Annotated in this window: 7 protein-coding genes; 1 reads left to right on the forward strand and 6 read right to left on the reverse strand. The window is 55.3% G+C overall.

Annotated features, from left to right (window positions below):
* Positions 1–38 precede the first annotated feature (38 nt).
* The 6 genes from FGU71_RS13985 to FGU71_RS14010 all read right to left on the reverse strand — a co-directional run bounded on the left by FGU71_RS13985 (position 39) and on the right by FGU71_RS14010 (position 8601).
* Positions 39–1268, reverse strand: coding sequence for an NAD(P)/FAD-dependent oxidoreductase (locus tag FGU71_RS13985; protein WP_142789401.1), 1230 nt, complete (start codon positions 1266–1268; stop codon positions 39–41).
* A 12-nt stretch (positions 1269–1280) separates the two neighbouring features.
* Positions 1281–2153, reverse strand: a complete 873-nt coding sequence (locus tag FGU71_RS13990) for a hypothetical protein (RefSeq protein ID WP_142789403.1) — start codon at positions 2151–2153, stop codon at positions 1281–1283.
* Between the two features lie 98 nt (positions 2154–2251).
* A complete protein-coding gene (locus FGU71_RS13995; RefSeq protein WP_142789405.1) occupies positions 2252–3103 on the reverse strand; it encodes a hypothetical protein in 852 nt (283 codons plus the stop codon).
* A gap of 83 nt (positions 3104–3186) precedes the next feature.
* Complete coding sequence (locus FGU71_RS14000; RefSeq protein ID WP_142789407.1) at positions 3187–3948, reverse strand: LamG-like jellyroll fold domain-containing protein; 762 nt, start codon at positions 3946–3948, stop codon at positions 3187–3189.
* Positions 3945–6833 (reverse strand): MAC/perforin domain-containing protein, encoded by a 2889-nt coding sequence (locus tag FGU71_RS14005; RefSeq protein WP_142789409.1) that lies wholly within the window; start codon positions 6831–6833, stop codon positions 3945–3947. The genes FGU71_RS14000 and FGU71_RS14005 overlap by 4 nt, the downstream gene beginning before the upstream one ends.
* A 298-nt stretch (positions 6834–7131) precedes the next feature.
* Positions 7132–8601, reverse strand: coding sequence for an MFS transporter (locus FGU71_RS14010; protein WP_234035800.1), 1470 nt, complete (start codon positions 8599–8601; stop codon positions 7132–7134).
* 556 nt (positions 8602–9157) lie between these two features.
* Here FGU71_RS14010 and FGU71_RS14015 point away from each other — a divergent pair.
* The coding region (locus FGU71_RS14015) for a S8 family peptidase (RefSeq protein ID WP_185960327.1) at positions 9158–11865 on the forward strand (2708 nt) is incomplete at its 3' end.

Consider the following 11865-nt stretch of genomic DNA (forward strand, 5'->3'; position numbering starts at 1 on the left):
GCTTGCTTGACTTCATCCAAATGCTTGCAATGCGCCGCTTAATACCGCCGCACCTCTGCAAAATCACGGTCAGGCCTGTAATCTGCGAGCAAATCGGAAGAGCTCTGCCCCAATATTTCCTGCGCAGCCAATTTGCCCAGGATCGGGGCGAGCGAAACGCCGCTATGCGCGATGGCGATATAAGCATTTGGCCGGTCCGGCGCGAAACCCATCACGGGGTGACCGTCCAAAGGTAAAGGCCGCCAGCCGATATAGACATCCTCTATTTCGGTCCTGCTTATTCCCGGCACAAACTGTTCTGCGATGGCCATAATCCGGCTGGAATGTTGGCCGGCAAAATCCGCATTCGGGAACCGGTTTGGCCGATCCGCAAGCCGCGCAGCATGCGCATTATTCTGCGGTGCTCCATCTTGTTCGCCCAGCACAATGCGCCCGTCCAAACGTTGATGAATGTGCACACCCGGCGCAACAAGAATTCGATCAAGCAAGGGGTCTGCCGGTTTTGTGACAACAATCACGCCGGGCGTGCTGCGCTGAGGAAGATCCATATTGGCAAGCGCCTGCGCCGCATCAGGATCCGCGCCCGTCGCCAAGACATAGGCATCGACTTCCAGATCTCCGCAATCGGTTTGCAGGATGCTTGCGCCTTCTCGCGACGTCGCAGCCGACAGGACAGCGCAATTGGTTTTAATCACCGCGCCCAATTTCGCCGCCGCGTCGATCATGCTGCGTGTCGCCAGAACAGGATCAACCGCGCCGTCATTGGGGGAAAATGCCGCTGTCCGGACTCCGGCGAAATTTACTTTCGGCTCAAGCTCGCCAAGGCGCTCTGGCCCGATCATCGCGGCTGGCTCTCCCCACGCAACCTGTTCGGCGATCTGTCGCGCCAACAAATCCTGACGGTCTGCATCGCCGAACCATTCGATTGATCCGCCCCATTTAACGGGAATGCCGAGCTCCTTCTCAAGCTCCTGCCATCGGGCAAGCCCCAACTGGTTCAAACGGTGATAATGCCGCGGTTGTTTCGCCCATGTCGCGTTGAGCCATGCAAATGTGCCGCGGCTTGCGCGCGTTGCGGCGTCGTGGCGGTCCAGAATGGTGACCTGCGCCCCGCCCTTGGCAAGATGATAGGCAATCGAAGCGCCGACAATGCCCGCGCCAATCACCGCAATCCGTGGCCCGGAACCCGCGTTAGAGCCGCTGCATGCCGAAACCAGCGTTCCCGCCGCGGTCCATGTTACGGCTTGCCTGCGAGTAAATCCGTTCATACCAGCCGTTGCTCAGCAGGCTTTCAGCATGGCTGAGGCTTTATCGCGCGCACCGGAAAGCGAAATCCGAACTTTACCGGCGCCGTCACCTTCACCCATTTGTAAATAAAGCCAATCGCCGGAAAGCATTTGGGTCAAGGGACCCGCGCCCGCTTTGTTGCGCACGACATAAGCCGGACCCATGCCGCTTTCTTCGGCTTTCACCGCATACGATTTCTGGGCGCCTTTATCGGTTTCAACCGTCAACGTGCTTTTGGCGTTCTCAGCCAGTTTATCGTCATTGACGAAAACCATGCTGACCAATTGACCTTTATCGCATCTGCTAACCCAGACGCTGTCATCGGTTTCCGGAACACCAAGTGCGAAAAACGCGTCATCACCTTGACCGCCCATCCATTTATAGCGATCGGGAAGCTGTTCAAAACCATTGGCGCTCCACCCCATGGCAAGAGATGTGCCCGGCTCGGGAAGCTCGCTTTCAACCTCAATGTCGTCGTCGGGATTATCGACGTCTGCCTTGGTCACCAGCTCTTCTGTCATCTCGCCCGGCGTTATCTTGAAGCGCGCATCGCCGTGACAATGATTGGCAAGCAGTTGGCCTTTCTCACCGCTCGCAAAGGTCACGATATAACTGTTCTGGCAGGACAACCCTGTTTCATCGGCTTCAATCAAGACTTTGACCTCACCAAAACCGATATTGACCTTGGCAGGTTCGCCATTGACGAGGATACCGGCCGGTATTTCGGGCATTTCGAGAGTGACGATGTTGTCAGCTTTCGCCTTGGTTACACCGTCCCAATTGCTTTCCATTACTGCAGGCGCACCGGTCTCTGCCGACGGTTCGCTTTCAGCCTCCGAACACGCTGAAAGTGCGAAGGCAGACAAGCTCAGGAGGAATAGGCCATGGGTCTTGTACCGAAATCCATCCGATCGCGTCCGTTCGAGCAGCGATGATTGCATATCTTGCCCCTGTTTTTGGCGTATCAAAGAGGTGAGCGGAAATCTTCGTATCCATTTTGAAGGATCCGGGGCGCATCAAAGGTCTGCTGCCCCGCATTCGCCGGAGGCGGTGGCAGCGTATAACCTTCCGTCCGAAAAATGCTGTTCGAAACAGGGGTGTATGGGTTCTGGTTCAAATTGATATTCCCCAATTGCTGGGGCGGATTATTCCCGAGCGCAGCCGTAGGGAAATTGGCCGCATTGCCGATCGGCTGCGCCAAGGTGGCCTGCGGATCGCGCACGGCCATTCGATTGCCCTGCTGAAAAATCTGGCGGGGGTTTTGCACCATGCTGGCGCCTTGACGTTGATTTGCAACGCGGCGCTGCGGGTTGATCTGAGGCTGTCCCCGAGGCGCCGGACGCGGGCTTGCTGCGCCGCTCGGGCGCGGGTTCGCAGCATTCAATGCGGAATTCTGAATATCGCGAAGAGCGCGCACTTCGGTCTTGGCTGAACGCCATGCGTTTAGCGCATTGTCGTGTTGCACTTTACGTTGTGCGTACGCGCCATACGCCTGGTTCATCGCATTCTGATTCGCCTGTGAGCGATTGGCACGAAAATTATCGCGAGCGTTAAAGTAATTGCTGCGCGCCTGCTCCATGACCTGGCGATTGCGCGCCTCCGAACGGTAGGTCGCTTTCAGATTGTTATAGGCAGTTTTTCCGCGCTGTTTGAAATTCTTTGTAATAGCCTTTGCGGCCTTGAAACTTTGCGGTTTCTTGGGGGTTTTGACTTTACCCGCGCCTTTGAATTTCTGCGCTGAAACCGGCTCAACCGGAGCCGCCGCCACGATACCGGTGATCGCGATCGCAGCCGCTAGACGAAGAAGAATTTGCATCACATTACTCCTGAAGGAATTGTGCTCGCAGACCTGCAACAGCCTGACTGGCTGGCATTAAAAGCCCACATTATCGGCCCGCCTTATTCACCGAGCGGAATTATGGGTTGGGGCGGGGTGAAATCGAAGGTCAGGTTCGGTTCGGCCGGTTCACCAACAAAGATGAACCCCCGAGTTTCGGGATTGCCGAACGCTGACATCCCGACCAGAGAATCAATATCCGGGTGTGCGTTTGGTCCGCTGATGTCGAGCGGCCTCATCGCGAAATAATTCAGGACGTTGACCTCGATCGGTTCATCCCAAATGCGGACCTGTCCGATTTCTCCGATAAATGGCGAGTATCCGCCGATCGAACCAATCGTGAAACGGTCAACCGGATTGTCGGCAAAAGTGAACCCAAATGCCGCCTGCAGTTCACCATCAATATACACATCAGTCACATCGCCGACCGTGATCACCGCGACATGATGCGGCCTCCCATCCGAAAAATCGAACGCGACACCATCGTAGAATTCGCCCGCGGCGATGCCAAACCCGCTTTTATCGCCAGCAATATTGAAGGAGAACCGCGTCCCGAACGGGCCGGTATACGCCATAATCACCGGATCATAATCGAGCGGCTGCGACCATTTGGCAGACACCCAAAATTCAATCGTCCCGCGTCCCTGCAATTCAAGCGCTTCAGCAGTCGGCAAAACCAGCCCTTCGTTTCCGTTGAACGGGAACATCAGCGGAATATAGGATTGCTGCGTATTTTGCGACTGCCCAGCCGGCTGAGCAGACACAGTCTGCGGCATCGTAATAGCCATTGCCGCCATCGTCAAAGCCAAACGCGTAACCATCATTTCAACTCCCGGATCGTGTATTCAAGCACCAAGTTCGGAGCGGGATACAATCCATAAATTTCCTTCTGGATTTTTCCGTTGGCTTTCGTGGCAATCGGGAACAGCCGCCCCATTCCCGGAAGCGGAGCAATCGGGTCCTGCTTATCTTTCCAGCCCTCGTCTTCATAAGACGCCTGGGTCGAGACAAAGCCCATCCAGCCATGATCGCCGCCGCCGGAATATTGCGAATTCGCCGTAACCGTCACCAGCGCCTTCTTGCCAATTCTCTGCGCGCCGCTCGCTCCGGACCCGCAAAACATCTTTTGCCCATTCTCGCTAGAATCCATCAGCGTAATCGACTGTGAATCGCGCGCATCGCCGCGGTACAGCAGAGTGAATTTGCCGTAGACATAAGCCGAGTTGCCATCGTTATCGCCTTTATTCGTGCAATACAGACGGTCGACAAAAATCTCGTAGATCTTGGGGCCAACGGTACGGTTGCTTAGTTTCGGAGCGCTTTCGACATAATTGTCAATCTCCGCTTTCAAGGCATTGTAGGCTTTGAGGTATTTGGTCAGATCTTCATAGGTTGATATGTCGAGAAAGATCGGGTTGATCAGATCAGAAAGCGGTCGCAGATCATAGCGTACCGGGACCGTATCGGCATCGCTTACCGACCAGCCGGAGAAACTCATCGAACCCGATCCGCCGACGGCTTCGAATTCATCGCGGGTGAAGACAGATTCATTGCTGTTCGAAGAGCTTTTGGACTCGCCGAAACTGCCGCTTAGATTGGCACCCTTTAGGTTACCCTCTCCGCCCGCCTGATACTTTTCAGAAACAAAGCTGGCGACTTGTTCAGACGTCATCGTTTTTTCAGCTTTGCCAAGCCCGCCATACACAATCGCTTTGGAATAATGCGAACCATAGGTCTCGCGGAATTGCCGCGCTGTCATCCGGCCATTGGCGAGCTGATCGATTGCCCGTTTGAAATTATCCGAAAGCTGGATGTTGGGCGGATCGAGGATCAATGCGTATCGTTCAATGCGAGCAATACCGATCGCATTCAGGCTGCTGCTGCGCGTGCTGGTGCCTGCGGTTTTCTCTCTCGAATAATTCACGCCAAAGCCCACTTTCGGCAGTTTGATCCCGCCGCCAAAGCTCATCGACATGGTTTTCTGAAATTCGGCTGCGTTCGTAATCAAAGCCTCGGTTTGGCGCGATGAACTGGACCGCACGCGATTCCCGCGCAGACCATAAGGCAAACCAAGATTGATATTGTCATCTACGGCGTAATCGAAGCTGCCGGGCTGCTTGAAGATCTGCACCTTGCGACCGGCGGCCGCATTGAACAGATTCATGTTCAAGGCATCATAGCTGTGAAAATTGTTGTTCCATTCACGGGTAAGCCCATCCTGATTGAATAGACCGCGGCGATCATCGCGAGAACCCTGCACTTCTTCGGAAAAGCGGGCTTTGGACAAGCCCCCATCGGCGGTGCGTGCAGGCTCAAACGATCCGCCGCTGCGCCCGCCGGATATCTGCATATACTCGCTGCTGCCCGATTTGCTGATCGAGACTGTTATACCGCGACCTGAATATTTGCCCGGACCCGTCTTTTGCAAAAGGTCCCACGCAAACAAATCGGACTGGATCGCGATTGATGTATCAGAGACTTTCTTGAACCGAACCAGCCTGGGCCCGGTCCAGGCGACCAAATTGCCGTTATTACTGGCTTCGCTGCGATAGGGTTTGTTGCTTTCAACCCAAACCCCCACAATTTCTTCAAATGGATCAACCGCATCGGCGCCGCCGAATCCCGATCCCGTGTTCGAATTGTTTGTGCCGTTAAATCCATCGCCCGTTTTTTCCCAAGGCTTTGCGGTGCCTGAAGACGACGTGTTGTTTGCCCAGCCGCCGCTATTGGTGGTTTGCGCAGGCTGCTGCGAGTTGTTCCACCCGCCGCCATTCTGCTGTGGCTGTTGCGGTTGATTGCCGGCCCAGCCGCCACCGCCGTTTTGCTGGGGTTGTTGTTGATTACCCCAGCCATTGCCTCCCTGTTGAGAGGGCGGTTGTTGAGGGGTTTGCTGCTGGCTCGCCCAGCCATTGCCGCCCTGTTGCGGCTGTTGCGGCTGCTGCTGGCTCGCCCAGCCATTGCTGCCCTGTTGCGGCTGTTGCGGCTGCTGTTGGCTGGCCCAGCCATTGCCGCCCTGTTGCGGCTGTTGCGGCTGCTGTTGGCTGGCCCAGCCATTGCCGCCCTGTTGCGGCGGCTGCGGCTGCTGCTGATTTGCCCAGCCGCCGCCATTGGCTGGCGGTTGCCGGGGCTCCATCGGTTGCGATTGTCCGCCTTGCCACGGTGGCGGCGAAGGCGCTGGCGCCTGGCCCAGCTGTTGGGACTGTCCACCTTGCCATGGCGGCGTGGACGAGGATTGCGAGGAATTCACAAACCGCTTTCGATACCAGTCTCCTTCGCCATCAGGTGGCGCCGGCAGAGCAACTTTGGGGTTGGACGCATTGGCTGTCGCGCTGATAATCGTGCCCAATATATGTCCGTGGCTGCCGCCCGGATCTGTGCGATTGATTATGCCATAAAGCATATTGACCGAAATCCACACTTTGCGGCTTTCGTCCCACATCTCGACCGCCCAATCATCGCGCGAAGTCTCACGATAGGTGTGCTGGAGATTCCCGTTTGTGTCGTATTCCCCCCATTCGGTCGCGCTGATCTGGCGAATTGATCCGCCTTCATAATCTGCGCGCGCGACGTTCTGGCCATATATACCATTATCGCCCACGAACACTTGCTGGCTTGCCGCAGGAACAATCAAACCTGTCGTAAGAGCGCTCGCACAGCCGAGCAAAAGACCCGCCCGGACTGCTTGAAATGCTTTGCGCGACATGATCATTACCGACTCCCCCCGGAGGTTTTCGTGTTTCAACCTGTATCAGTATTGCATAATTCAGATGGATTGGAAGCACTTACTCGGCGATGAACAACAGCTTCATCAAAATGACCGGAATCAACTGGCCAATCATCTGTTGCCCGCGCGGGCGCAGGCAAGCGCTCCATAAACGATCTTGCCATCAATCAGTGAAACTGCCTGTCAGATAAAGCTCCAAATCATATAGACAATATAACCAATTCATTCGATTTATTAGTATGTTAAAATCGGAACTTTATGTTTTTTGTCGGAAATTTCTCGATTATTTGGGATTGGAAGCGGCGGATTTGCGGGCCGCCAGATTGCGGAGCGTCTCTTCGTGTTTAGCCCGGTCAATATCGTACAGACTTACGATCGCGATCACACTCAGGAACAAGATCAGGATGGTGGGCACGTAAACAGCGCCAAGCATCCATAAAGTGTCCTCGCTTAATTCGCCCTGCTGCGCACCCGCAGCCACCCCGGCGATGGACAGAACAAACCCGGCGATCACAATTCCGAAACCTTCCCCGAATTTGCGCATGAAAGTCGCCGCTGCAAAGAAGAGCCCCTCTGACCGCCGCCCGGTCGCCTGCTCGCCCTGCTCAACCAGATCCGCCATCATTGATGCAGCGAGAATTTGATAGCAAATGATCAAACCGACATCGATCGTCTGGGTGACCAGAACGATCCAGAATATTTCAGGCGTTCCATTTGGCGGCAGCACATCAATCAAGCGCAGAAAAATCGGCATCGGCGCGCCAACAAACGCGACCAGACCCACAATCAACGCCCCGCGCTTCTTGCCCAACTTTCGCGTGACGATAGGGGCCAATGCCCCGCCCAGAAACGCAGAGAGAAACACGCCGAATGTCACCGCACCTATTTGCGCCGGGGTAAACCCCCAGAAATAGGTCGAGAAATAGAACGCCAAACCGGCAGACAGACCGCTTGCAGAGAAGGCTAACAAGGATGCAATGAAAAGTGCAAAAAATGATTTTCCCGCAATGGTTTGGTAGATATCTTTGAAAATCATTCCAAGCGTCATATCGCGCTTCGGAGGCGCTGCGCGCAATTTGGGGATATAGCTGTGCGTGCCCAGCGCCGAAACCATGATCGCAATGAAGATAACGCACGATCCAAGCAGCGCATATCGTTCATAGGCATCGGGATTGAACTGGCCGTTTTCAATTGCCGCCGTCGCGAATGCAGGAAAAATCACGGCAAAGGCAATCACAGTCATCGCGTTGCCGCCAAACCACCCAAAAAAATAGCGAAAGCTCAAAATGCTGCTTCGCTCATCGTAATCATCGGTCAGCTCGGGCGCCAAAGCGGTACTGGGTGTCTCGTAGATCGTAATAAATGTTCGGATTACGATCGCCAAAACAACGACATACCAGAACATGGCAAATTCACTCATTCCCGATGGCGGTATCCAGATAAAGTAATAACTGACGGCGACCGGGATTGCGGCGGCATACATGAACGGGTGACGCCTCCCCCATCGGGAGCGCAAATTATCCGACCAATATCCGACAATCGGATCACTAACCGCATCAAAGATCAGCGCGACCAGAATAGCCAGGCTGACCAATCGGGAATCCATCCCCATAACCTGGGAGTAGAACAACAGCAGGAAGTATTTGAGACCAGCGTCCTTTGTTCCGTAAGCAACCGACCCGAACCCATAGGCGAACTTTGTCCATAAAGACGGAGCCGCTTTATCCGCAGCCTGTTCGATTGCCTTGGCCAAATCAATCCCCCAATTGACTTTTAGAACAATAGTTTATTCAAATAATCTAGAATCTCTCTTACACTATCGATCTTTGTCTATCCCGTTGTGAACCTATACGAAGTCGCGAGCAAGGGTATGGCCGCGCTTTGTGATGCGTGTGTGCACGCACACGCGGACGGGAGAGACTAAGGAGCGCTTCCAGCTCAACCGGCGGATTGCCGAGGCCTTTGCCATCAGCATAAAACGCCCCCGCTGACCACCGGCAATGATCGCTGCAAGGCGATTCGGCGAGTTCCATCGAAGCCCAATCCGAACCTCCAAACCCTCAACATTTTTAGCTGGGTAAGAATTGGGGGCAGATCGGCCAAGCGGGCGGTTTTACCAAAAATTAAGAATTGCGAGGCGCACCGCGCTGCCATTCCTGCCGCGGATAATCACCTAGGCTGGCGTTCGCTGAGCCTTTGAAATTGTTACTATCTTAACCCTTCCGCTCAACGAAACACGAGAACCTCTTCGGCTATTACCGATGCATGATTGGTGCATTCAAAGCGCCCGCAAACAACGGATTGAAGCCATGAAGTCATTGTTCATCAACACCGCGACAGCAGCCGTCGCCATCTCGCTTGCCAGCACGGCGAGCGCGAGCGAGGCGCAGCCGTATGTGGCGCCCGAACTGGACACCATGCTGTTCGCCGAAAGCCCTTCGGTCACCGCATCTTTCGAAAGTGACGTCAGCGCGAGTGAGACCATCGCGCCCGCCGTGTCAGACGAAGCTGTGCCGGTTGTTCTGCCAGAGACCATCGCACCGATCAGCATAGAAGCGGCGGCGGTTAACGCTCTTGGCGGCGCGAACATCGTGTTTGACGCGCCAGAGGGGCTGCTGACGCTTCCTGCATCAAGCATGGCACCATCGGATGCTCGCGTGGTCACAACCCGCAGCATTGATCCGCGCTACGGTGATATCGATGCGTTCTGGGGCGACATCAGCCCATTCTATGGCGACATTGGCGCCTTCTGGGGGGATATCAGCCCGTTCTATGGCGACATCAGCCCGTTCTGGGGTGACATCAGCCCGTTCTATGGCGACATCGGTGCGTTCTGGGGTGATATTGATGCATTCTGGGGCGATATCGTCGCATTTGATGCCAACCGTCTCGAGACACTGGGCGACTACTGGAAAAGCGCGGGCACGCAAATTGCAGCCACCGATAGCGTCTGGAAAAAGCTTCGCTACGAAAAGGATGGCGGCGTATATCGTTTGGAATATGACGGCACGCCGGGCAAAATCGTCAACGAATTGCGAAACCTGATCGATCAGGCAGAGGCCCAGTTCGGAGCTGCATATACGGATCAAACCGGCGTCAATTTCCGCACAGGATTCGTCGATGAATTTTTGGCTCGTTACGGAATTGACCTCGATAAGAAATTCACACTCGCAGGCTTTTCTCAAGCGGATCGCACCGCCTTCTTCCTCGATTGGCATGACAGCCTGAACCAGTATTCGGGCATCGATCAGGTCGATCATTGGATGAGCACGGTCAACTGGACCCCGCGCGTCACGCAGATTCAGGGCTCAGGTCGCCAAACCGTTATCGGCATCATTGACGGCAGCTTTGCCTCGGATGCCGATCTTGGCGAAAACATTGTCTGGGCTGGCGGCGGACAAAACTCCGTCGGCGGACACGGAGCCGGCGTTGCCAGTTTGATCGCTGGTGCGCATGACGGTGTTGGCATCATGGGCATCGCTCCGGATGTTAACATCGCAACCTACAACCCGTTTGACCATAACGGTGCAACCAGCTGGGATGAGGTCGCCGACGGTTTCGTTGCTTTGAAACAGATCCAGTCCAGCGCTGGCGATGTCAGCGTCGTCAACCTGTCACTCGGCGAACCGGGGTGGATTTTCACCAAGGGCACCGCAGACTTCCTGTATCGCTGGGACGTAGACAATTACTACAACGATACCGTCTTTGTATTCGCCGCCGGTAACGAAGGCGTGACGCAAAACACCAACATCGAATTCAACGATGCAGATCAAACAGCATTGATCTTTGTCGGATCGCTTGGATTGAACGGTGAGATTTCAAGTTTCTCCAACCGTCCGGGTACGGGCTGTTTGACCGATGGCGGTGCTTGCAACACCAACAACCGGCTCATGGACCGCTTCATCGTTGCACCGGGTGAATTGATCTTGGTTTCGGATGGCCATGGCGGCGTGGTACGCCGTTCGGGTACGTCGTTTGCGGCACCGCTGGTCTCGGGCGCGATCTCGCTCTTGCATGATCGCTGGCCATGGCTTGCCAATAATCCGCATGAGACGACCGAGATTATCTTCCGTTCGGCTCAGGATCTCGGCGCGCCTGGTGTGGATGCGGTGTATGGTCACGGTCTGCTTGATGTGACAGCATCACAGGCACCGCTGGACTTTGGCAATCTGGATTTCAAACTCTATCGGCAAATCGGTAGCTACTGGTACGGCTCGAATTATAGTGCGCTCTCGCTTTTGAGTGGCGGCGTGCCTAGCTGGTGGGATACCGACAATGTGTTCTTCACCGGTTACGAGAATATCGGCGATACCTATCGCGATTTCTCGATCCCGATGTCTGCCTTCACCTACGGCAAAAGCACCAATGCGCTTGGCAATGGGTATCAGCGTTTGCAGGATTTTGTGTCGGATCGTTTTGCCAACTGGCTGCTTAGCAATGGCGGTGACCGTGATGGCGATGGTAAGCACGGCATCAGCCAGATACGCTCAAACTCCGCCGGTACAGACGGTCAATGGTCGATGCGCTTTGATGCCATCGCCCCGCAGTTCAGCGATGATGGCGCGATGCGTCCGGTGCACAACGCGGCAACGCTGGCTGATCCGTCAGGCACCATGTCCTTCACGCTCGGTCATGGTCAGGGCGCACTTGCCCTTGCCGGGAACAACTTTGGCATCATCAGCGATCACGATCATGAGACAGGCGGCGTAAACCCGGTTCTTGGTCTGGCTTCGGGTGAGACATTCGCCGGAGCAACCTATAGCCCGCTCAAGGCCACCACTCTCAGCGTCGGCTACAGCCAGCAACGCGAAGACTGGCGCGATCTCGACGGGGTCTCGGAAATCGAGCGCAACATCCAGCGCCAGCTCGGTGCCCGCGAAGCCGAAGCCCTGACAATCGGGGTCGAGCAAAAAGTAACCAAGAACCTGTCGGTCAACGCGCAGTACACGTATCTGCGTGAAGAAGATGCGGTTCTGGGCGCCCAAACCGGCAGCGCCGCGCTGCTCGGCGAAGGCTC

The sequence above is a fragment of the Erythrobacter insulae genome (assembly GCF_007004095.1).
GTDB classification, from domain to species: Bacteria; Pseudomonadota; Alphaproteobacteria; order Sphingomonadales; family Sphingomonadaceae; genus Erythrobacter; species Erythrobacter insulae.

Coding starts and splice junctions, on each gene's coding strand:
- FGU71_RS13985 (WP_142789401.1), bottom strand. CDS start 1,268: ATGAACGGATTTACTCGCAGGCAAGCCGTAACATGGACCGCGGCGGGA.
- FGU71_RS13995 (WP_142789405.1), bottom strand. CDS start 3,103: ATGCAAATTCTTCTTCGTCTAGCGGCTGCGATCGCGATCACCGGTATC.
- FGU71_RS14000 (WP_142789407.1), bottom strand. CDS start 3,948: ATGATGGTTACGCGTTTGGCTTTGACGATGGCGGCAATGGCTATTACG.
- FGU71_RS14005 (WP_142789409.1), bottom strand. CDS start 6,833: ATGATCATGTCGCGCAAAGCATTTCAAGCAGTCCGGGCGGGTCTTTTG.